The organism is Micromonospora sp. NBC_00362 (assembly GCF_026342155.1).
Lineage (GTDB): Bacteria > Actinomycetota > Actinomycetes > Mycobacteriales > Micromonosporaceae > Micromonospora > Micromonospora hortensis.
On sequence record NZ_JAPENH010000001.1, the window covers coordinates 2,920,053 to 2,942,009 of the forward strand.

At 71.8% G+C, this 21,957-nt stretch carries 18 protein-coding genes and 1 riboswitch; of the genes, 5 read left to right on the top strand and 13 right to left on the bottom strand.

The window, feature by feature from the left end; all coding sequences use genetic code 11:
* The first annotated feature begins 96 nt into the window (after positions 1 to 96).
* Positions 97 to 3,708 (top strand): hypothetical protein, encoded by a 3,612-nt coding sequence (locus tag OG992_RS13245; RefSeq protein ID WP_266303371.1) that lies wholly within the window; start codon positions 97 to 99, stop codon positions 3,706 to 3,708.
* A 68-nt stretch (positions 3,709 to 3,776) separates the two neighbouring features.
* Here OG992_RS13245 and OG992_RS13250 read toward each other — a convergent pair whose 3' ends face one another.
* From OG992_RS13250 to OG992_RS13280, 7 genes are all read right to left on the bottom strand, one after another.
* Positions 3,777 to 4,562: a hypothetical protein gene (locus OG992_RS13250; RefSeq protein ID WP_266303372.1), complete on the bottom strand. Its 786-nt coding sequence runs from the start codon at positions 4,560 to 4,562 to the stop codon at positions 3,777 to 3,779.
* Between the two features lie 23 nt (positions 4,563 to 4,585).
* Positions 4,586 to 5,458, bottom strand: a complete 873-nt coding sequence (locus tag OG992_RS13255; RefSeq protein WP_238686804.1) for a PspA/IM30 family protein — start codon at positions 5,456 to 5,458, stop codon at positions 4,586 to 4,588.
* A gap of 198 nt (positions 5,459 to 5,656) precedes the next feature.
* Entirely contained in the window at positions 5,657 to 6,091 is a 435-nt protein-coding gene (locus OG992_RS13260; RefSeq protein WP_266303373.1) for a helix-turn-helix domain-containing protein, read from the bottom strand.
* Positions 6,092 to 6,311: 220 nt separating this feature from the next.
* Positions 6,312 to 6,821, bottom strand: a complete 510-nt coding sequence (locus OG992_RS13265; protein ID WP_238681857.1) for a CinA family protein — start codon at positions 6,819 to 6,821, stop codon at positions 6,312 to 6,314.
* Positions 6,822 to 7,072: 251 nt separating this feature from the next.
* Positions 7,073 to 7,663, bottom strand: a complete 591-nt coding sequence (gene pgsA / locus OG992_RS13270; RefSeq protein WP_030336827.1) for a CDP-diacylglycerol--glycerol-3-phosphate 3-phosphatidyltransferase — start codon at positions 7,661 to 7,663, stop codon at positions 7,073 to 7,075.
* A gap of 77 nt (positions 7,664 to 7,740) precedes the next feature.
* Complete coding sequence (rimO, locus tag OG992_RS13275) at positions 7,741 to 9,249, bottom strand: 30S ribosomal protein S12 methylthiotransferase RimO (RefSeq protein ID WP_238686807.1); 1,509 nt, start codon at positions 9,247 to 9,249, stop codon at positions 7,741 to 7,743.
* A gap of 80 nt (positions 9,250 to 9,329) precedes the next feature.
* Positions 9,330 to 10,253, bottom strand: a complete 924-nt coding sequence (locus tag OG992_RS13280) for an ornithine cyclodeaminase family protein (protein ID WP_238686808.1) — start codon at positions 10,251 to 10,253, stop codon at positions 9,330 to 9,332.
* A gap of 91 nt (positions 10,254 to 10,344) precedes the next feature.
* Positions 10,345 to 10,416, top strand: a riboswitch (guanidine-III (ykkC-III) riboswitch).
* Between the two features lie 60 nt (positions 10,417 to 10,476).
* On the opposite strand from OG992_RS13280, the gene OG992_RS13285 reads away from it, so the two are divergent.
* Positions 10,477 to 10,791 (top strand): multidrug efflux SMR transporter, encoded by a 315-nt coding sequence (locus OG992_RS13285; protein ID WP_238686809.1) that lies wholly within the window; start codon positions 10,477 to 10,479, stop codon positions 10,789 to 10,791.
* 87 nt (positions 10,792 to 10,878) lie between these two features.
* Here OG992_RS13285 and OG992_RS33910 read toward each other — a convergent pair whose 3' ends face one another.
* From OG992_RS33910 to lanL, 4 genes are read right to left on the bottom strand one after another with little or no spacing between them, the layout of a single operon-like run.
* Complete coding sequence (locus OG992_RS33910; protein ID WP_353962154.1) at positions 10,879 to 11,013, bottom strand: ALQxL family class IV lanthipeptide; 135 nt, start codon at positions 11,011 to 11,013, stop codon at positions 10,879 to 10,881.
* 10 nt (positions 11,014 to 11,023) lie between these two features.
* The gene (locus tag OG992_RS13290; protein ID WP_238686810.1) at positions 11,024 to 11,176 is read right to left on the bottom strand and encodes a hypothetical protein; all 153 of its coding nucleotides are present in this window, start codon (positions 11,174 to 11,176) and stop codon (positions 11,024 to 11,026) included.
* Positions 11,177 to 11,186: 10 nt separating this feature from the next.
* Complete coding sequence (locus OG992_RS13295; RefSeq protein ID WP_238686811.1) at positions 11,187 to 11,378, bottom strand: hypothetical protein; 192 nt, start codon at positions 11,376 to 11,378, stop codon at positions 11,187 to 11,189.
* Positions 11,375 to 14,134 carry a class IV lanthionine synthetase LanL gene (gene lanL / locus OG992_RS13300; protein WP_323181853.1) on the bottom strand — a complete coding sequence of 920 codons (2,760 nt, stop codon included), beginning with the start codon at positions 14,132 to 14,134 and terminating at the stop codon, positions 11,375 to 11,377. Before lanL ends, OG992_RS13295 begins: the two co-directional genes overlap by 4 nt.
* A gap of 167 nt (positions 14,135 to 14,301) precedes the next feature.
* Between lanL and OG992_RS13305 the strand changes: the two genes are divergently transcribed.
* Positions 14,302 to 15,294, top strand: coding sequence for a LuxR C-terminal-related transcriptional regulator (locus tag OG992_RS13305; protein WP_238686812.1), 993 nt, complete (start codon positions 14,302 to 14,304; stop codon positions 15,292 to 15,294).
* 44 nt (positions 15,295 to 15,338) lie between these two features.
* On the opposite strand, the gene OG992_RS13310 is transcribed toward OG992_RS13305, so the two are convergent.
* Positions 15,339 to 17,132, bottom strand: a complete 1,794-nt coding sequence (locus tag OG992_RS13310) for an ABC transporter ATP-binding protein (RefSeq protein WP_266303374.1) — start codon at positions 17,130 to 17,132, stop codon at positions 15,339 to 15,341.
* 68 nt (positions 17,133 to 17,200) lie between these two features.
* Positions 17,201 to 19,663: a DNA translocase FtsK gene (locus OG992_RS13315; protein ID WP_266303375.1), complete on the bottom strand. Its 2,463-nt coding sequence runs from the start codon at positions 19,661 to 19,663 to the stop codon at positions 17,201 to 17,203.
* 113 nt (positions 19,664 to 19,776) lie between these two features.
* Here OG992_RS13315 and OG992_RS13320 point away from each other — a divergent pair, with 113 nt between their 5' ends.
* Positions 19,777 to 20,256 carry a YbjN domain-containing protein gene (locus OG992_RS13320; protein ID WP_091400436.1) on the top strand — a complete coding sequence of 160 codons (480 nt, stop codon included), beginning with the start codon at positions 19,777 to 19,779 and terminating at the stop codon, positions 20,254 to 20,256.
* Between the two features lie 86 nt (positions 20,257 to 20,342).
* The gene (locus OG992_RS13325) at positions 20,343 to 21,926 is read left to right on the top strand and encodes a YbjN domain-containing protein (RefSeq protein WP_266305199.1); all 1,584 of its coding nucleotides are present in this window, start codon (positions 20,343 to 20,345) and stop codon (positions 21,924 to 21,926) included.
* Positions 21,927 to 21,957 lie beyond the last annotated feature (31 nt).

The window sequence follows — 21,957 nt, forward strand, 5'->3', positions numbered from 1 at the left end:
TCGCATGCTGCGGTTGAGCGCTCACCGACCGTCAGCAGAGTGCCGAGGTCCTCCACGCCGGGGTGGCGGACCTCGCGCCCCGAACCGGGGAGAGTCATGGCGATGTTCCGCAGACTCCGCTCCACCTTCTTCGAGCGGACCACCCGCGACGCCGACGCCGACGGCGGGGCGGCGTCCGTGCCGGCCCCCCGTACCGCCGAGGAGGCCGTTGTCACGTCGAGCCTGGACCCGGCCGTCGTGCCCCGCTACTTCGGCCCGGTGCCGAACTTCGCCCACAGCCCCCGCCCGACACGGGGCCCCGACGGGCAGGTGGTGGCCGGGACCGGGCTGCGCAAGTTCGTCGACCCACTGCCCCTCCCGGGCCAACCGGGCAACGGCGACCTCGGCAGCCGCCTACCGGTGGCGGTGCCGGACACCATCAGCTACCCGGGCTGCGACTACTACGAGATCGGCCTACAGGAGTACGCCCAGCGCCTGCACCGGGACCTGCCGGTCACCCGGCTGCGCGGCTACCGGCAACTCAACCTGGGCACCGACCCGGCCGGACACAACACTGTGGCTCCTCCGGAGCGGCAGTGGCACCTCGGGCCGATGATCCGCGCCCGTAGGGGTCGACCGGTCCGGGTGAAGTTCATCAACCAGCTCCCCACCGGTCGCTCCGGCGAGCTGTTCCTGCCGGTCGACGAGACCATCGAGGGGGCCGGCCTGGGCCCCCTGGACGGACCGGCGCCGTACCCGCAGAACCGGGCGGTACTGCACCTGGCCGGGGCGCAGACCGGCTGGACCAGCGCGGGCAACCCGGGGCAGTGGATCACCCCCGCCGGCGAGATCACCCCGTACCCGACCGGGCCCGGCCTGGCCCACGTGCCGGACATGCCGGCGCCCGGCGCCGGCGCCACCACGCTGTACTTCCCGAACGAGCAGAGCGGCCGGCTGCTGTGGTTGCACGACAACACCCTCGGTCTGGCCCGGCTCACCGTCTACGGCGGACAGCTCGCGCTCTACCTGCTCACCGACCCGGCCGAGGACCAGCTCGTCGCCGACGCGGTGCTCCCGGCCGACCAGGTGCCGTTGGTGATCGAGGACAAGACGTTCGTTCCGGACGACACCCAACTCGCCGCCGAGGACCCGACCTGGGACCGGGAACGCTGGGGCGCCCGGGGCAGCCTCTGGCACCCGCACGTCTATCAGCCCCGGCAGAACCCGTACTCCTCCGGCGGACGCAACCCCACCGGCCGGTGGGACTACGGACCCTGGTCCCGCACCTCCGGCGCGGACGACGCCCGCGCCGACGGCTGGGTGGCGAACCCGTACCACGACCCGGTCGGCGCGCCGGACGAGCCGCCGCTGAGCCCTGGCGTACCGCACCCGTCGGCCGTTCCCGAGGCGTACGGCGACACCCCGCTCGTCAACGGCGTCGCCTATCCGTACCTGGAGGTGCGGCCGCGCGCGTACCGGTTCCGCATCCTCAACGCCTGCCTGGACCGTAGCCTCAACCTCCAGCTCTACCGCGCCTGCTCCGACGCGCCGATGTGGACGGCCGACGGGGCGCTCGCCGACGCCGACGCCGGTGAGGTGCCGATGGTGCCCGCCGCCCGAGCCGCGGACCGTCCGGCGGGGTGGCCGGCCGACGGACGCGACGGCGGTGTCCCGGACCCGCGCGCCGCCGGCCCGGAGTTCATCCAGATCGGCAACGAGGCCGGCCTCCTGCCGGCGCCGGTGGTGCTGCCGAACCAACCGATCCGCTACCGCTACGACCGGCTCGACCCGACGGTGCTGAACGTCGACGGACACACGGTGCTGCTCGCCCCGGGCGAACGGGCCGACGTGCTCGTCGACTTCTCCTCCATGCCGCCGGGCAGCACGCTGATCCTGTACAACGATGCTCCGGCCCCGCTGCCCGGCTTCGACAGTCGCTACGACCAGCACACCGACGCCCCGGACCGCAGCGCCGAGGGCGGCCCTCCTCAGACCGAACCGGGGTACGGCCCGAACACCCGCACTGTGCTCCAGTTCCGGGTCACCGGAACGCCCGAGTCGCCGTACGACCTGAGCCGGCTGCGCGAACGGCTGCCCCTGGCGTACGCGGCCAGCCAGCGCCCACCGATCGTCCCGCAGCCGGCGTACGACCCGGCGTTCGGCACCCGGACCCCGGCGCAGACGACGGTGCCGGTGCACGCCACCACAGTGACGTTCACGCCGACGGCCGGCACCGGCCCGGTGACAGTCCCGATCGCTGTGAAGGCCGTACGGCCGATCTTCGAGCCGGACCACGGCCGGTCGGCGGGCCGGCTCGGCGTCGGGCACCCACACGCCGGGCCGTGCAAACCAACAACGCTGCCGCTCGCTGCTACCGACCCGGTCACCGAGGTGCTCTTCACCACCGACCTCGCCGTGCCGGTGGGCTCCCCCACCGACGGCACGCAGCTCTGGCGGATCAGCGGCGACGTCCGGCAGACCGAGCCGTTGCACGTCGCCGGCTGCGACGTGCAGGTGATCAACCGCGTTGGCTGGGACGGCACCCTGCGACTCCCGCACGGCACGGAGCTGGGCTGGAAGGGGATCATCCGGGTCAACCCCCGGGAGGACGTGGTGGTGGCGCTGCGCCCGGTCGCGCCGGTGCTGCCGTTCAAGCTGGGAGACAGCGTCCGGCTGCTCGACCCCTGTCGCCCGGCCGGAGCGCGGACCGGGTCGACGCCGGTCAGTCCGATCGACGGTCGACCGGCCACAGTGGTCAACCAACTGGTCAACCTGGGCTGGGAGTACCGCTGGCACAGTCAGCTCGCCGGCCACCGCGACGGCGGAATGAGCCGGCCGCTGGTGCTGCGGGTGGCGCCGAAGGCACCGACCGGGCTGACCGCCACACCGGTGCCCGGCTCGGCCACCGCGCTACCCGCGATCGCGCTGGCCTGGACCAGCAACGGCGGGCGACCGCCCGCCACCAGCCACCTGCTGCAACGGGCCACCGACGCGACCTTCGGCGGCGAGGTCACCACGATCACCGTCGCGGCCGCCGCCACCCGCTACACCGACGCGACGGTCACCCCCGGGGTGACCTACCACTACCGGATCCGGGCGGAGAACGCGGTCAGCTACTCGTCCTGGTCGAACGGGGTACCCGCCTCGGTGCACCTGGCCGCGCCGAGCGGTCTGGTCGCGACGCTCCCGCCGGCCGCGCCGCTGCGCGTGGCGCTGCGCTGGACGAACCGCTCGTTCGCCACCGGCATCGACGTGCAACGGGCCACCAACCCGACGTTCACCAGCGGCCCGGGCACCACGGCGATCGGGGTCGGCGACAACCACCTGGACGCCACGGTGGCACCGGACACCACGTACTACTACCGGGTGCGGACCACCTACCTGGGATCCGCCTCGGCGTGGTCGACTGTCGCCACTGTGACCTCGCCACCCGCGCCGGGGACCCCCAACGGGGTGAGCGCCGCCGCCAGCGCACCCGGGCCGGACACCGCGACGGTGGTCCTGGCCTGGGAGGCGAGCACACCCGGCGGTCCGGGGTCCGGGTTCATCGTGCAGCGGGCGCTCGACCCGGCCTTCGAGCAGGAGGCGGCCACCTTCACTGTCACCGGCCGCGGCTTCACCAACACCGGGCTGGCCCGGGGCGTCACGTACCACTACCGGATCCGGTCGTTCAACGTCGTGGGTACCTCGCCGTACACCGGGCCGGTAGTGGTGACGACACCACAGTGACCGACCCGGCGTCCGCGCTGCGGTCGCGACGCTCCCGCCGTCGGCGCGGTGTCTCGGCGGATGCGCCGTCAGCGCGTCGGCGCGCGCAGCGGGGTGCCGACGGCCCGCAGTTCGGCAAGCGCCCCGGCGACCCCGTGCAACAGGTCGGTCGCCTCGGTGAGCCGGTCGGCGGCCGGGTGGGCGGTCTCCGGTCGGGAGTCCTCGGCCAGGTAGCCGGCGGCGGCGACCACCAGCCGTTCGTACGCCGCCACCCCGCCCTCCAGTTGAGCGGTCAGCGCGGCGTGCGCCTCGGCCAGCGGCGGCCGGGCGTCGACCGGGGCCAGCCGCAGCGCGCGTTCGACGCTGGCCACCCGCGCGGCCAGCTCGCGCAGCGAGCGGTCGGCGGCGGCGGCCTCCAGCACCGCCGGCTCGGCCAGCCCGGTGAGCCGGGGGGCCATCCCGGCCAGGGTGAGCGCCGCCCGGTCCAGTCGGGCCCACTGCTCTCCGGCGCTGGTACCGCGCAGCGCGATCCGGGAGCGGACCCGGCGCACCTCGGCCAGCACGCCGGGGCCGACCGGCAGCCGCTCGACGGCTGCGATCAACCGGGCCCGCGACCGGGCCGCCGCCTCGGCCGGGTCGAGCGCGGGGGGCGCCGGCTGGGCGGTCAGGGCGCGTACGTCGATCCAGCGCCAGGCGGCGAGCGCCACCGCGCTGCCCGCGGCGCCGGCCCAGGCCGCGTCGGGCAGACCAAGGCCGGCGTACGGAGTCAGCACCACCGCAGCGCCGCCGAGCCCACCGGCCAGCACGCTCCACCGTCGGGCCGACCGGCGAAGCCGACCCAGCCTCCGGAAGTACCGTGTCCGCTCGTCTGCCACAGTGACCCCCTCGATCCGGTCGTTCAGCCGGCGGCGGTCGGGTCGCCGGTGCCCCGCTCGCGAGCCATGCTGGCGCGCAGCTCGTCCAACCGGGCGGCGGCCGTCGGATCGTTTGCCGGGCCGGTCTTCTCGGCCTGCGGCACCGCCGGTCGCTGCGCCGCGCCGCCGAGCTGCTCGCCCGCCATGCTGGAGCGGATCTGCTCCAGCCGGGCGGAGCCAGCCGAGTCGATAGTGGCCTTCTGAATTTCCAACATACGGCCCTCGACGGAGTTGCCGGCCAGTTCGGCGCGACCCATCGCTGTGGCGTACCGCCGCTCGATCCGGTCGCGCACCTCGTCGAGCGATGGGGTGTTGGTGGGCGCGGTCAACGACGACATCGACTCCAGCGAGCGGGCCACCGTCTCCTGCATCTTGGCCTGCTCCAGTTGGCTGAGCAGCTTCGTGCGCTCGGCGAGCTTCTGCTGGAGGATCATCGAGTTGTTCTCGACCGCTCGGCGGGCCTGGGCGGCGGCGCCCAGCGCCTGGTCGTGCAGGGTCTTCAGGTCCTCGGTGGCCTGCTCGGCGGAGACGAGCTGGCTGGCCAGGGTCTGCGCGGACTGCTCGAACCGCACCGCCTCGGCCTCGTCGCCCTTGGCCCGGGCCTGGTCGGAGAGCACCAGGGCCTGCCGCGCGTTGCCCTGCAACCGCTCGACCTCGGTCATCTGCCGAGACAGCTTCATCTCCAGCTGACGCTGGTTGCCGATCACCGCGGCCGCCTGCTGAACCAGCGCCTGGTGCTGCCGCTGGGCATCCTCGATGGCCTGCTGGATCTGCACCTTGGGGTCGGCGTGCTCGTCGATCTTCGCACCGAAGAGCGCCATCAGGTAGTTCCAACCCTTGACGAACGGGTTCGCCATCTCCGCGGTATCCCCTCAGTAGCGTCGCTCCACCACGGCCGGGCCGGCTCAACCGACCGACCATGACCGGCCGGTCTCCATCGTCCCAGCCGAACGCCAATGAGGCATCCGTACCGGGCGGTCGACAGCACCGGCGGCTCCTGCGAGCAACCCTACTTGGCCGGGGCCAGCCCGCCCATGGTCAACCGGATCGGCGGCTCAGGCGGCGCAGACCACGTCCCGGTCGCGCTCGTTCGGGCGGACCCGGGTGCTGCGCAGTGTGGCCTTGAGCGGCGAGTCCTGACGGACCGACACAGCGACCTTGCCGTCGGAGGTGACCTGGCGAACACCCCGGTTGGTGTTCTTGGCTGCGGCGTCGGCCGGCTCGTCCTGCATCGAGACGAGCACCCCCGGCATCTGCTCGGCGAGCGCCACTGTGTCGCTCACCTCAAGAAGCAGCTCGGAGAGGCGGGCGCCGAGGGCGTCGCAGATCGCGGCGAGCAGCTCGCTCGACGGTTCCTTGTGCCCGCGTTCGATCTCGGAGAGGTAGCCGAGGCTGACGTTGGCGGCGGTGGAGACCTCACGCAGCGTGCGCTGCTGGCCCTGCCGGCGCGCTCGCAGTGCGTCACCGATCACCCGGCGTAGCAGGATCATCGCACCTCCCCCTGAGGGATACCTCGCGCCCGCCGCTGGGCGGCCGGCCGCGGCGGACCGCGCCGACCCCGAACGTCGGAGCCTTCCCGCAACCGTACCCGTTGCGGGCCCGGGCGACATCCCGCCCCGCCCGTCGGTTCGCCGGGACGGGCTCACCGGGGCGCGCCGCCGCCCGTGTGGCGTCGGCTTGGGTGGCTCTGACCGCTTCGGCCCCAGGTGTTCATGAGTTCGCGGCGGCCAGCCGCTCGGCGAGCAATCGCAGCGCCTCGACCACCGCGCCCGCGCGGACGTGGTCGCGCCCGCTGCCCAGGTCGAGCTGGCGGACCTCGCCGCCGTTCGGGCCGGCGACCGCGACGTAGACCAGGCCGACCGGTTTCCCGTCCTGCGGCTCCGGGCCGGCGACCCCGGTGGTGGCCAGTCCCCAGTCCGCGCCGCACCGCTGCCGGCCGCCCTCGGCGAGCGCCGCCGCCACCTCCGGGTCCACCGGGCCTCGCTCGGACAGCAGGTCATCCGGTACGCCAGCCAAGGTCGCCTTCAACTCGGTGGCGTAGACAACGAGGCCACCCCGGTAGACCCCGCTGACCCCGGCGATGTTCACAATCGAAGCGGCCAGCGACCCGCCGGTGAGCGATTCGACGGTGGCCAGGGTCTCGTGCCGCTCGGCCAGCCGGTGCACGACCGCGGCCGCCGCGCTGCCCACCTCGGCACCGTCCACCTCAGCGCCATTCACCCCGGCACCACTCGCCCCAGGACCGCTCACCCCAGCACCGCCCGCCCCGCCACCGTTCACCGACACCCAACCAGTCCTTCCCCGCCCACCAGTCCCCAACCCAACTCCCCCCAACCCCTGCCCCAACCCCTGCCCCAACCCTCGACCCAATCGCGTCGATCATGAAGTTAGCGTCGCGACACGCCGCCCCGACTGGCGATAACCTCATGATCAACGGGGGGAGAGGGCCGGAGGCCGGGGGGAGAGATGGGTCAGCGGGGGCGGCGGAGGCGGAGGGCTTGGGCTATGTAGTCGAAGCCGGTGGCGACCGTGACCAGGACGGCGGCCGCCATGATCCAGGGGCCGACGGCGGCGAGCGCGGCCGGCATCGGCCAGAGGTACCAGGCGATGGCGAGGATCTGGAGCGCGGTCTTGACCTTGCCGCCTCGGCTGGCGGCGATGACGCCGTGCCGGATCACCCAGAACCGCAGCCCGGTGATGCCCAGCTCGCGGACGAGAATCAGCGCCGTCACCCACCAGGGCAGTTGGTCGTACCAGGAGAGCAGGACCAGCGCCGCGCCGGTCAGCGCCTTGTCGGCGATCGGGTCGGCCACCTTGCCCACCGAGGTGACCAGCCCGAAGCGGCGGGCGATCCAGCCGTCCACCAGGTCGGTCGCCGAGGCCACCGCGAAGATCAGGCAGGCCGCCATCCGCCAACCGGCGTGGGTCATCCCCGACATGATCACCGAGGCGGCGAAGACCGGCACCAGCACCAACCGCAGCGCGGTCAACGCGTTGGCCGCGTTGACGACGGGCACCACGGCCACCACCCGGCCCGGCGTCGACTCCGTCGCCCCGGTCACCGCCGCACTCCGCTCGGGCCGCCGTGGCGTTCCCGGCACCGCACCACCTGGGTCCCCCGCTCCGCTCGGGCCCGCCGTCACCGTGCCGCGCCGGGCGCCGCCGAGATCATCTCATCCGGCACGGCGAGCAGGTCCACCCCTTCGGTGCCGGTCACCGTTGCGCGTACCAGATCGCCCGGGCGCAGCGCGGCCAGGTCGACCCCGCCCTCGGCCGGGGCGACCAGGGTGGTGGAACCGTCCACCTCCGGCGCCTGGTGCGCCGCCCGGCCCTCCACGACGCCGTCCTCGATCGAGTCGACGAGCACCTCGACAGTCGAGCCGAGCCGGTCCTCGGCCCGCTGCGAGCAGAGCTCGTCGGCGAGGGCGCTGAGCCGGTCGTATCGGCGCTTGATCGTCGCGGCGGAGACCTTGCCGGGCAGGCCGGCGGCCTCGGTGCCGTCCTCGTCGCTGTAGTCGAACATGCCGATCGCGTCGAGCCGGGCCTCGGTCAGGAACCGGACCAGCTCGTCGACGTCGGCGCGGGTCTCGCCGGGGAAACCGACGATGAAGTTGCTCCGGGCGCCCGCGTCGGGAGCAAGGGCGCGGGCACCGGCCAGCAGCTCCAGGAACCGGTCGGTGGAGCCGAAACGTCGCATCCGGCGCAGCACCGGCTCGCTGGAGTGCTGGAACGACAGGTCGAAGTACGGTGCCACGCCCGGGGTGGTGGCGATCGCCTCGACCAGCCCGGGCCGGGTCTCGGCCGGCTGAAGGTAGCTGGCCCGCACCCGGACGATGCCGGTCACCGCGGCGAGCTGCGGCAGCAGCTTCTCCAGGGCGCGCGGGTCACCCAGGTCCTTGCCGTACGAGGTGGAGTTCTCGCTGACCAGCACCAACTCCCGTACGCCGGTCTTGGCCAGCCACTCCGCCTCGGCGAGCAGCTCGTCCGGGGTACGCGAGACGAAGGCCCCCCGGAAGGCCGGGATGGCACAGAACGCGCAGCGGCGGTCGCAGCCGCTGGCCAGCTTCAGCGAGGCCACCGGACCGGTGTCGAGCCGCCGACGCAGCACCTGGCGCAGGTGCGCCGGGGTGTGCTCGTCGGTGTCGACGACGGTACGGGTCACAGTGCCGTGGCCGGGCAGCGACACCGTGCTGTCGCGGCGCTGCACCGGGGTCAGCGGCAGCAGTTCGCGCCGGTCCCGTGGGGTGTGCGCGGTGATCTGCTCGCCGGCGACGACGGCGTTCAGCCGGGCGGCGATGTCGGGGTAGTCGTCGAAGCTCAGCACCGCCTGGGCCTCGGGGAGGCTGTCGGCCAACTCCCGGCCGTACCGCTCGGCCATGCAGCCCGCGGCGACCACCTTGGCGCCGGTTCCGGCGGCGGCGAGCAGGGTCTGGATCGAGTCCTGCTTGGCCTTCTCCACGAAACCGCAGGTGTTGACGACCACCACGTCGGCGCCTTCGCCGTCGGTGGTCACCTGCCAGCCGTCGGCGTGCAGGCGGGCGGCCAGCTCCTCCGAGTCGACCTCGTTGCGGGCACAGCCCAGGGTCAGCAGGGCGACGCGACGGCCCTCGGCGTGGTCAGCGGGAGAAGGAGAGGTGGCAGACACCATCCGAGGGTACCGGGCCGGCCGGGTAACCCCACGCACGCGGGCTGCGGGGACGGTCGACACGGAGGCGAACGTCATTCCGGTCAGCGCGCCTCGGCGCCAACCCGGGTGAGCGCGTCGAGGAGGAACACCTCGGTGCCGGCCAGGCCGGTGGAGCAGAAGACCGAGATCTGGTCCGCTGTGGTCCGGCCGGGGACCGCGCCGGCCAGGATGCCGCCCAGGTCGCGCAACCGCCCGGCGTACGGGGGTGTGGCCGCGAGCATCGGCGGCTGGTAGTCCGCCGCCTGGGCCGGTGAATCGGTGACCAGCAGGTCGGCGGTGTCCAGCAGGTCGGTGCCGAACTCGCTGCGGTCGCGCTGCTTGAAACCGACGGCGTTGACGTGCGTGCCGGGGCTGAGGTCGGCGGCGCGGAGCACCGGGGTCGGGCTGGTGGTCGCCAGCACCACCAGGTCCCGCCCGGCGACGGCCGAGCCCGGATCGGCCACCGCACGGGCCGGCACGCCCAGTTCGGCACGGACCCGGGCGGCGAAGGCCTCCCGGCGAGCGGTGGAGCGGCTGTGCACCACCACCTCGCGCAACGGGCGGACCGCGGCGGCGGCCCAGACCTGGGTCCACGCCTGCCGGCCGGAACCGATCACCCCGAGGCTGGCGGCGTCGGGACGCGCCAGCGCGTCGACAGCGACGCCCCCCAACCCTCCGGTACGACGGGAGCCCAACTCCTCGCCGACCGCGACCGCCCGGATCGCCCCGGTCCGGGCGTCGTGCAGCACCACCAACTGCTCGCCCTGCGGGTGACCGAAGGTGTCGTAGGAGCGGAAGCCGTACCACTCGTCGACCAGCTGCCCGGCGGTCAGCACCATCCGCCCGCCGCTCAGCGGTGCGGCGGCCCGGGGCGGCGCGATCAGGCGTCCCTCGTACGCGGCCAGGAGGGCGGCGCGCATGGCGTCGACCGTGGTGGCGGCGTCCAGCGCGGCGGCGACCTCGGGGTCGGCGTACAGCATGGTCATGGTGGCGATACTGCACGTTGAAGTCAGGTAGAGGTCAACGGACCGTGGTGGTGGTCACCGCCCCGCCACCGGGGTCGGTGCTAGCGTCGGCTCCGGCGGCCGGATCCTCGTGGCCGCTCCGGACGAGTGGTGGGCGTACCCGGTCAGGCCAAGACGCCCCGCGTGACGTGCAGACTCGACTCGTCCCGGCGCGACAGCCCGGGCGCTCCCGGTGAGGTGAACGATGGCCTGGCTCGTACTGGTGATCTCGGGACTGTTGGAGACGGCCTGGGCGATCGCCCTGGACCGCAGCGCCGGTTTCAGCCGGCTGGTCCCGTCAGTGGTGTTCGTGGTGACCCTGCTGCTGAGCATGGCCGGGCTGTCGTACGCGCTCCGGGACATCCCCGTCGGCACCGGCTACGCGGTGTGGGTCGGCATCGGCGCGGTCGGCACGGCGCTGGTCGGGATGCTGGCGCTCGGCGAGTCGGCGAGCCTGCCCCGAATCCTCTGCCTGTTGCTGGTGGTGACGGGCGTGATCGGTCTCAAGATCTTCCACTGAGGCGATCGACGACAAGACATGACACCGGCTTCGCACCAGCACGAACGGGCCGCCGGTCGTCACCGGCGGCCCGTCCCGTTCTCAGCGTCAGGTGCTGTTCGCGCTACAGAGGAACGTGCAGGTGTCGCAGGTGATGAAGGAACCCGCGACGCAGCAGCCCTCGGCCCTGGCATCAGTCATGGACTCTGGCAACTCCTGCAGAGCGTCCACGTCACAACTCACAGCATCACCCCTATCTGGAGATCGTGCAGCCGAAACAGGTCACCACGGACAGCCACGGGTCACAGCAGCCGGCAGCGGCCCGCAGATTCGAGAGAGCGTCCTCGGGCATCCGCTCCATGATTTCGAGTTCAATGGCCTGATCGGGCCACTCGAAACGACTCATGTCGCCTCCCTCAGTTGTCGGTGTTGGTACACGTTCCGCAGGTGACCCACGACAACGCGCAGGTCGCGCCGCTCCACGGCAGGGTGCCGGCGCAGCAACAGCCTTCCGCGAGAATGCCGATGGACGGGTCCGCCTCGGTCAACTCCTGAAGCGCCTGGACGTCGTCCGTGACAATCTCCCTCTCAAGCAGTTCGGTGCTCATTTCTCACCTCCTTTCGCAGTAACGCCGTCGGACAGCAGACCGTCAAGCATCCACATTCGCTGGCCACCATTCTTGAGGCGGTGCAGGAATGCGAGCACCCCGGCGAGTCCGACGTTGTACCCGATACTTACCCCCCGGCCACTTTCACCCGGGACAACCATGCGTCCGCGCTGATATACGTTGCGGACAGCGATACAGGCGGCGGTTTCCTCGGCCCAGTGCCGATAGGTGGGATCGTCGAAGGCCTCGGCCATGTCGAGCAGAAGCTCGCCATTGCTCGCCAAGCCGTGGCACGCAACTGTTGTCATGAACCACTTGTCACGCCGCAGGGCCACACCCGCGCCCTGCACCAGCTCCCGGTAGCGCGGATCACCGGTCGCCTGCCACAACCGGAGGAGGAAGGCGCCGACACCGGCAGACCCGCTACACCACCAGCTGATGGCCGTGTCCACGCCGGCCTTCTGTTTCTCCGCGTCACCACTGGGCCAGAGTGCGGCGCCGCCCTCCCAGACCGCCGCCGAGGCGAGCAGGTCACCACCGGAACGCGCCAGCTCCAGATACCGCTCGTCGTCGAACGCGCGACCGGCCAGGAGAAGGAAGTGGCAGATACCGGCCACGCCGTGTGCGTACCCGTAGTGGGTCAGACCCGCCAGCGCCGAATCGCTCGACTCCGGAACCATCCACTGCACCCCGTCCGGGCCGGTCACGACGGCGTCGGCGAGCCAGTCCGCCGCGGCCTTGGCGCGTTGTTTGAAGTCCGGGTCACCGGTGACGGCCCAGAAGCGCAGTTGGGTCATGCCAACGCCAGCGGTGCCATGGGTGAGGTCGGGATTGGGCCAGCGGACCGGAGCACGCTTGGCGAAGCGGACCGCCTGCGCGGCGAGGTCGTGGTCGTCCAGGGCCACTGCCGCCTCGTGCAGCCCCCAGACCGCGCCGGAACGCCCAAAGTAGAGCCCGGGCAGGACTCGCCGTTCCTCGGGCAGGCGACGAGCGAGCCAGCGAGCCGCGACACCGAGTCCGGGGCGCAGGTCCGCGTTCGCCGGTGTACCCGCTGCTCGGGCCAGGTAGGCGACGACGCCTCCAGCTCCGGCCTGCACGTTGCACGGGTCGTTCGTCATGCCCTGGACCTCGAGCGGCGGCCACAGGTGCTGCTGGTCCGGGGTCATGACATCGAGGATGTAGTCCGTGCCGTCATCCAGCATCCGGTCGATCCGTTGCGGCGTCACCCGACCCGCCGGCGCCGGCACCGTCACGTCCGCAGGGGTGGGTCGGTTCTCGTCGAGGTGGTCGACCACCCGCGACACCGACCACCGGTCGGCCGGCCGATCGGTCATCAGTCCCACGATCGCCGGGGCGAGGACGCGTACCGCGGCGCTCTGTGGCAGTGCGACAGCGATCATCTCGGCGACCCGGCCGTCCACCGGCCGGCGTGGCGCGTCGTCGGCCTGCATGTACGGCTCCAGGCACGTGGACAGGTAGAGCAACACCGCGCCGAGGCTGTACAGATCGGCAGCGAAGTCGGCAGCCGGACCCCACATGGGCGCGGTCATCACCTCGGGCGCGGCGTACCCGGGCGTGAAGACCCGAGGTGCCTCGTCGCCGGGCGCGGCGAAATACTCGACGTCGATGAGCCGGACCCGGCCGTCCTCCTCGACCATGACGTTGCCCGGTGAGAGGTCACGCAGCACCAGCCCGGAAGCGTGGACGACCCGGACGACCTCGATCAACTGCCGGGCCACCGACAGCACAGCGTCCAACGGCACGAGGCCGTCGTCGTTCCGCCGGGAGTGCTGCTCGACCCACTGGCGCAACGGCTCGCCGAGCACTTCCTCCTGTGCCAGGAAGAGGTGCCCACTCTGCTCGAACGTCGCGAGCTTGCGGGGGGTGAATCCGTGCGGCTCGAAAAGATCCAGCATCCTCGCTTCGTGCTGGAGCCGGCGCTGGGCGTTCTCGCCGCTGGGTCCCCCGCCCACATGCGGCCGGGCCTGCTTGAGGATCACCGTGGTGCCGTCCGCCGCGGTGTCCTCGGCGCGGTAGACGCCGCCCCGGTTCGAGTGCCGAATCGCGGCCCGGACGACGTACCGGTCCGCCAGCCGCACGGGCCCACCTCGCTGCTCGGGCGGCTTCGCCGTGGGCATGTCCGGAAAGGGGGGCGGCGCCCACTCCGGCGGACTGAACCATGCCTCCCGGGCGTCCTGCACCCACGTCCCGTCCGGTGCCACCAGCATCGGGATGTAACTGCCGTCGCTGCTGAGAATGTCGTTGCGCATGAAGCCGCCGTAGCGGTAGTAGACCACCCCTCCCGGGCGGTACGGCCGGTCCGACAGCACCGCTGGGCCAACCAGTCCCTCCGTCGCCTTGTGCAGCGCCTCGGCGAGCCGGCGGAAGTGATTGTCATCCTCCGGGTAGACGGTGATGAACTTTCCGCTACCACCCCGTGGGCAGCGCGGCGAGTTCAGGTCCTCAACGAGTGCCGGGGTCCGGGCGAACTTGAAGGCGGCGTGCTCTGCCAACAACACGACGGCGACTCTTTCCAGGGTTTCCGCCGCTAGTCCGGTCGTGGTCGAGACGTGCAGCTTCCAGCCCTGGGCACGTCGATTGTGCGCCGGAGGATCCACATAGCACCACGGTTCACTCGAATGCAACTGCCACTCTTCGAGCGCGACTTTGTGCATTGCGGCGTGCAGCGCGGCGAGAAACGCATCGTCCACGGGGAATGACTCAACCGAGCGTCTCAAATCCGACAGTTCGTTCATCTCGTCTCCCGTCGGTGTCCACCTGACCTGTGTTCATCGGGTGTTTCGAACGCTACGGGAGGGGGCACGTGTGGATAAGGTTCGATCTGCCAGTGGCAACTTCTCACCGGGTATATCCACCGGCGCGCGAATCGCGGAACAAGTACAACGGGGAACGGGGGCAAGAGATGGGCAAGCTGACGCAAGGGAGCCAAGGGACAAGCGGCGACATACTCCGCAGTCTCGTCCCGGATCAAGTCGTGGAACATTATTCCGACCTGCTCGAGCGGGGCGCGGTACCCGTCGATGAGTACACCGCCGGCAGAGAGGAGGAAGCCGTTCAGGAACTTGTCGACCGCGGGCTCGCCTACCGGCAGACGCACGCCGGCGAGCCGGAGCTGCGAGCGGTGGAACCTGTGATCGCCCTGGAATGCGCGCTACTGCACCTGCAAGATGACCTGGCTCACCAGCATCAGGCCCTCCTCGACGGTCACCATCGCCTGCGCGACCTGCAACAGAACAGCCTCTCGGACACCGGAAGTCACGGTGGCAACCGGGTACTCCGGGTGCTCGCCGAGGACGACGAGATCCTCGACTCCGCGATCGGACTGGGCAACACCGCTGTTCGGGATTCGATGGTGACGGTAAACGACGCCACGGGCGTGATCATGTCCAGCGTTCGCCACCCGGAGGTCGAGGCCGCCCGCCGCCAGGTTCGCAGCCGGATCATCTTCGACGCCAGGTTGGTCGACCGGGCGGAACCCGTGCCGATCGCGTCCACGCAGCCGGACGGCGAGGCTCGGGCGTTGGCGCGAGTGCCCATCGAGCTCAAACTCGTCGACGAAACCGCCGCCATGGTGCCGCTCGTGACCAGCGAACACAAGAGCTTCCTCCTGGTGCGCTCGCAGCCGCTCGCCAGAGCGCTCCGGCATTACTTCGAGTTGCTCTGGCAGTGGGCCCGACCGATCCCCCCGGGCGACAGCCAGATCGGCCCCCTCAGTCAGGCGCAGCGGGACGTTCTTCTGCTGATGTCGTACGGGCACAAGGACCAGGGCATAGCCCGACGCACCGGGATGAGCACCCGCACCGTACGGCGGCACATCGCCACCGTCATGGAGCTTCTGTCCGCTGACACCCGCTTTGCCGCCGGGGTCGAGGCAGAACGGCGCGGATGGATCTAGGTCCTGTTGCTGGGCGGTCCGGACGGGCTTCCGGGCCGCCCCGCTCAGCTCAGCATCAACTGATGCCGGGCGAGCTCACGGTATAGATCGTTACGACCGGTCAGCTCCCGGTGCGAACCGACGTCCACCACTTCGCCCCGGTCGAGCACGACGATCTGGTCGGCGTCCACAACCGTGGAAAGCCGGTGCGCAACGACGATCATCGTCCGATCGGCGGCGGCCCGGTCGATCAGTTCCCGCAGTCGGGCCTCGTTGCGAGCGTCGAGATTGCTGGTCGGCTCGTCCATCAGGAGGATCGGCTGATCGGCGAGCAGACACCGGGCGATCGCCAGACGCTGCCGTTCCCCGCCGGAGAGCAGGACGCCCCGCTCCCCCACCTCGGTGTCCAAACCTTTGGGTGTCCGCGCCAGCACGTGTTCGAGACGCACCTCGGCCAGTGCCCTCAGCAACTGATCCTCGGTGGCCTCCGGAGCTACCAGTCTGAGGTTGTCCCGCAGCGTCCCGGCGAGGACTGGCGCCTCCTGCTCCACGTACCCCAGTTGACCGCGCAGGTCCGCCAGAGGACTGTGGCGCACGTCCCGCCCGGCGACCCGGACGCTGCCCGACTGGACGTCGTAGAACCGCTCGACCAACATGAGCAGCGTCGACTTGCCGGCAGCGGACGGCCCCACCACGGCGGTACGACTGCCGAACGGCACCGAGAAGCTCACCTCGCGCAGCACCGGCGTGCCGTCGTAGCCGAACACAACTCGGTCGAACTCCACGGCGGCACCACTGCCGCTGCCGCTGCGCGTGGGCACGCCCCTGCTGTCGGCCCCCCTGGGCTCGGGCAGCCCGCCCGGATTCTCCGGAGGCGTCCGCAGCACCTCCTCGATGCGTTCCAGCGCGGCCAGTCCACTCTGCAACTGCACGTATGCCCGGATCGCCTGGGCCAGCGGCATGAAGACGTAGAACATGAAGAGGACAAACGCCACAAGGGAGCCGACGCTGATGTGCCCGCCCGCGACCCGGCTGCCGCCGACGCCCAGGACGAGCAGGAGAACCGCCTGCATGGCTGTCGAGCTGACCGGGCCCACCAGAGCCTGCCGCGCCGCCAGCCGCACTCCCGCGCGATACGCGTCGTGTGCGTGCCGGCCAATGATCTCGGCCTCCCGGCCCTCGGCCCGGCTGGCGCGGATCGTCCGCACGGCGGCCAGGGCCCGCTCCACCGCCGAGGTCATCTCCCCCAGCCGGGCCTGCGTTGATCGGGACAACTTCCGCAGGGGACGGGCCGTGAGGAGCCCGACGGTGAGCGCGATCGCCAACCCGGCCACTGTCACCCCGAACAGCAACCTGTCGATCAGCACCATCGCGGCCGCCGCTCCGACGACCGTGATCGCCCCGGTCACCAGGTCGAACACCCCCGACGTGATGACCGTTCGCAACAGGTTGGTGTCCGCGCCGAGGCGGGAGAGCAGATCACCGGTACGGCGACTGTCGTACTCGGCGACCGGCAACCGCAGCAGGTGCCCGGCGAGCCGCTTCCGGGTGCTCAGCACCAGCCGTTCGGCGGTGCGCTGAAGAATGAAGTCACGGAAGCCGGTCAACACCGCGGCTCCGACGAGCACCGCCACCAGCAGGGCCACCGGCGTGGACACGTCCGTCCGCTCGGCCAGCCGGTCGAGCACGCTGCGTACCAGCACCGGCTGCGACAACGCCAGAGCCGTGCCCAGCAGGGAGAGCGCCCCGACCGCGATCAGGCTGGTCCGGTGGCCACGCAGGTACGGTCGGAGGCTGGCGAGCCCGACCCGCCCACGGGAGTCCCGGTCCATCTCCGAAGGCTCTGTCGTCGCCGGCATGACCCGAGGCTAACGGCGGACGGAGCGACCTGGTCGTTGGTGAGCCGAGCAGAAGCTGCCAACGGCCGTCAGTCCGCCCCTTCGCCGCGCAGGCCGGCCAGGACCTCGTCCAACTCGTCCGGCTTGACCAGCACGTCGCGCGCCTTCGACCCCTCGGACGGCCCGACCACTCCCCGGGTCTCCATCAGGTCCATCAGGCGGCCCGCCTTGGCGAAACCGACGCGCAGCTTGCGTTGCAGCATCGAGGTCGAGCCGAACTGCGAGGTGACCACCAGCTCCACCGCCTGCACCAACAGGTCCAGGTCGTCGCCGATGTCCTCGTCGACCTTCTTCTTGCTCTCCTGCGCCGGGGCCAGCACGTCCTTGCGGAACTCCGGCTCACGCTGGTCCTTGCAGAACTTCACCACGTCGGCGATCTCGCGCTCGGTGACCCAGGCGCCCTGGATCCGGACCGGCTTGGAGGCGCCCATCGGCAGGAAGAGCCCGTCACCACGGCCGAGCAGCTTCTCCGCGCCCGGTTGGTCGAGGATGACCCGGGAGTCCGCGAGGGAGGAGGTGGCGAACGCCAGCCGGGACGGCACGTTCGCCTTGATCAGACCGGTCACCACGTCCACCGAGGGGCGCTGGGTGGCCAGCACCAGGTGGATGCCGGCGGCCCGCGCGAGCTGGGTGATCCGGACGACCGAGTCCTCCACGTCGCGCGGCGCGACCATCATCAGGTCGGCCAGCTCGTCCACGATCACCAACAGGTACGGGTACGGACGCATCTCGCGTTCGCTGCCCGGCGGCGCCTTGATCTCGCCGTTGCGGACCTTGCGGTTGAAGTCGTCGATGTGCCGGACCCCGTTGGCGGCGAGATCGTCGTAGCGCATGTCCATCTCGCGGACCACCCAGTCCAACGAGTCGGCCGCCTTCTTGGCGTTGGTCACGATCGGGGTGACGAGGTGGGGAATGCCCTCGTAGCCGGTCATCTCGACCCGCTTCGGGTCGATCAGCAGCAGCCGCACCTCGTCCGGGGTGGCCCGGGTGAGGATGGACACCAGCAGGGTGTTGAGACAGCTCGACTTGCCCGCGCCGGTGGCGCCGGCGATCAGGATGTGCGGCATCTTGGCCAGGTTGGCCACCACGAAGCCGCCCTCGATGTCCTTGCCGAGCGCCACCACCATCGGATGGTGATCGCTGGTCGCCGCGCGCGAGCGCAGCACGTCGCCGAGGGCCACGTTCTCCGGGTCGGTGTTCGGGATCTCCACGCCGACGGCGCTCTTGCCCGGAATCGGACTGAGGATCCGAACGTCCGGCGACTTCACCGCGTACGCGATGTTGCGGGACAGTTGGGTGATCCGCTCGACCTTGACGCCGTGCCCCAGCTCCACCTCGTAGCGGGTGACTGTCGGGCCGCGGGTGAAACCGGTGACGGCGGCGTCCACGTCGAACTGGTCGAACACGCCGGTCAGCGCGGCGATCACCTCGTCGTTGGCCTTGCTGCGGGTCTTCGCGGCGGCCCCGGCGCTGAGCATGTTGGCCGGCGGCAGGGTGTAGTCCCCGGACAGCCCGGTCAACGCGAGCTGCTCGGCCCGGGTCGGGGCGGGCGAGTGTTCCGGCGGCTCGACCGACGGCTTGCGGCTCGCCGGCACCTTCCCCGGAGACTTGCGCGGCAGCACCAGTGTCTCCTGGAGGTCCGCGCCGTCCAGGTCCTCGAAGTCGTCCGGGTCCAGTGGCGCGGGCATCCGCTTCGCCGGGCGCTTGCGCGCCGGCTTCGCGGCCACCTCGTCCGCCTCCTCATCCGCCTCCGGTGCGCCGACCAGCCCACCGGCGAGCAGGCCCAGCCGCTCCGGGATCTTGTTGATCGGCGTGGCGGTCACCACGAGCAGGCCGAAGAGCAGCAGCAGGATGAGCAGCGGCACCGCCACCCAGGCGGTGACCGCCCGCTCCAGCAGCCCACCCACGCCCGCGCCGACCAGACCTCCGGCGAAGTCACGCTCCAGCGAGTCGACCGGGTCCTGACCGATCTGGAGCAACGCGGCGGTCGACACCAGCAGCGAACCCCAGCCGATCAACCCACGACCCCGGTGCTCGGGATCGGCCGGCTGACGCATCAGCCGCCACGCCCCGATCATCAGCAGCACCGGTACGACGATCGAGATCGCGCCCAGGAACAGCCGAACCGTGTCGGCCAGTCGCGCGCCGACCGGCCCCGCCCCGGACAGCCAGAGCGACACGGCGCTGAGCAGGGCGAGCCCGAACATGAGCAGCCCGGCACCGTCCCGACGGTGCTCCGGGTCGAGGTCGCGGGCCGAGGCAGCCTGCCGACCAGCGGCGCGCACCGCCCAGCCCATCCCGTGCGCCAGCCCCATCCACAGTGCACCCACCGCACGGCCGACGTAGACCGCCGCGCCGGGCCGGGCCGGCGTGGTGCGACGTCGTACCGGTGCCCGGGTGGTCTTCTTCGCCGGTTGACGGGCACGACTGTTGGTGCCACCGCGCGGCGACGCGCCGCGCCGCCGGCTCGCCTGAGAGGTACGGCCCGCCATAGAGTCACGGTAACGGTGGGGCCGGGCAGATCCCCGCTTTTCCGGGTCGTGTCCGCGCGTCGTAACACGAACCCCACCGCCGGTCGTGATATCCGCCTCAGAAGGGATGCCCCATGGCGTCGCCGGAAATCGAAGGCGATCCGGACGATCCGCTGGCCGGGCACCCTGGCGCGCTGCGTCCGCTGACCGGCGAACTGGTCGCGGCGGTGCTCGCTGCCCGCGGCCGGTCCGTCGGCCCGACCCCGGACGGCGAGCTGGTGGGCAACTTTGACGACAACCTGATCTGGTTCCTCCGCGTCGGCGGGGACGGTGAGCTGCTCCAGATCCGCACCATGGTCGACCCGACCTTCGGCATCGAACGGGTGCCCGACCTGTACGCGTTCTGCAACTCCTGGAACCACGACCGGCTCTGGCCGAAGGCGTTCGTCCACGTCGCCGACGACGGTCGGGCCCGGGTGTACGGAGAGGTGATCACCGACCTGGAACGGGGCGTGACGCCACACCAGCTCGACCAACTGCTCGACTGTGGCATATCCACCGGCTGCCAACTGGCCGTGGCGGTTCGTCGACTGCCCGGCGCGGTGCCGTCGTGACCGGCCGGGACGAGTTCACCGGCAGCCGCACCGGCACGCCACCCACCGGCGCCGGTGACCGCCTCGCGCGGGGCCGCGTACCGGCGCTGGAGACCGCGCTGGCCGAGGCCCGGGACCTCCCCGACGGTCCGGCCCGGCAGGTGGCCCTGGAGCGGCTCGCCGAGCGCGCCGACGCGGCCGGCGACGTCCGGTCCGGGATGGACGCGCGGTTCGCGTTGATCGAGGCGTACCTGCTGCACGGGGAGCGGTGGCGTCTGGTCGAGCCGGTCCGGCGCTGCCGGGCCGCCGCCGACCACCGGCCCGACCTGCTCACCGAGACGGAGACCGGGCTGCTGCTGCGCTACCAGCGGTACGCGGTGGAGGCGCTGCTCGGCACCCCCCGGGTCGGGCTGGACCAGACCCGGTCCCTGCTGCACGACCTGGCCCACCGCGTCGGCACGGATGGTCCGGACACACCGACGGTCGCGGAGCTGCACTGCCGGATCGCCGATCATCTCGGCGACGAGCCCACCGCCCGGCACTGGTACGAGCGATGGTCCGGAAAACGGCCGGGCCCGGCCGGCGGCTGCCCGGGCTGCGCCTCGGCCCGCCGTGCCGAGCTGCTGGCCGGCTGGGGCGAGTGGCATGCCGCGGTCAGCGAGCTCGGGGAAACCGACGGCGACCCGCCGTCCTGCACCGACCAGCCCGAACGGGACCTGGTCGCCGGTCTGCTGCCGGCACTGCGCACCGGCGAGCCGGCGCGGGCGGCGACGGCGCACGTGCGGGCGTACCGTCGGCACCGGCGGGAGCGCGCGGCGTTCCCGCACCTCGCCGCGCACCTGCGGTTCTGCGCGCTGGGCGGGCACCTGGAGCGCGGGCTGGCCATTCTGGCCGAGCAGCTGCCCCGGTTGGACCGGCCGACCGACGATCTCGCCGCCATGGAGTTCGCCGCCGCCGGGGCACTGGTCTGCGGGCTGGCCGCCGACGCGGGGCTGGGCGGGCGGACGATGCCCCGCCCGGCGTACGGCGAGCGGACGGCCACCGAGTTGGACGTCGCCACGCTCGGGGCGTTGCTGCTCGGGGTGGCCAACGAGTTGGCCGGCAGCTTCGACGCGCGCAACGGGACGGGGCACCACTCCGGACGGATGGCCGCCTGGCTGGCCGAGCGTCCGCTCGCGGCGCCGGTTCCGCTGCCCACCGACGACGAACCCGACGAGCCTGACGCCGACTGGTCCGACCTCCAGGCCGACGCCGGCACCGACACCGATCCCGAGCTGGGCGAACGCGAGTTGTCGGCGCTCTCCCTCGGCATGATCACCGGGATCCTGGACGGGCGCGGCGACCGGTACCTGGTGGACGAGGGCGAGACAGTGGTCGGCCACTGGGAGGGGACGGTGATCCAGTTCCGGCGGGCCGGTGAGCGCGGCGAGGTGCTGCACGCCCGCGCCATGGCCAACCGGCGGCTGCCGGCGGCCCGCCGTGCCGAGGCGTACGCCTTCTGCAACGCGTGGAACCACGACCGGCTGCTGCCCAAGGCGTACGCGCACGACCTCGGCGACGAGTTGGTGCTGGCCGGCGACGTGGCCACCGACCTGGCACACGGGGTGGCACCGGCGCAGCTACGGGTCCTCATGGACGCCGCCATCGCCACCGGCATCGCGTACGCCGAGGCAGTCGCCGCGCTGCCTTGACCCTCCCGGGTACGGCTGACGCCGGCCCACC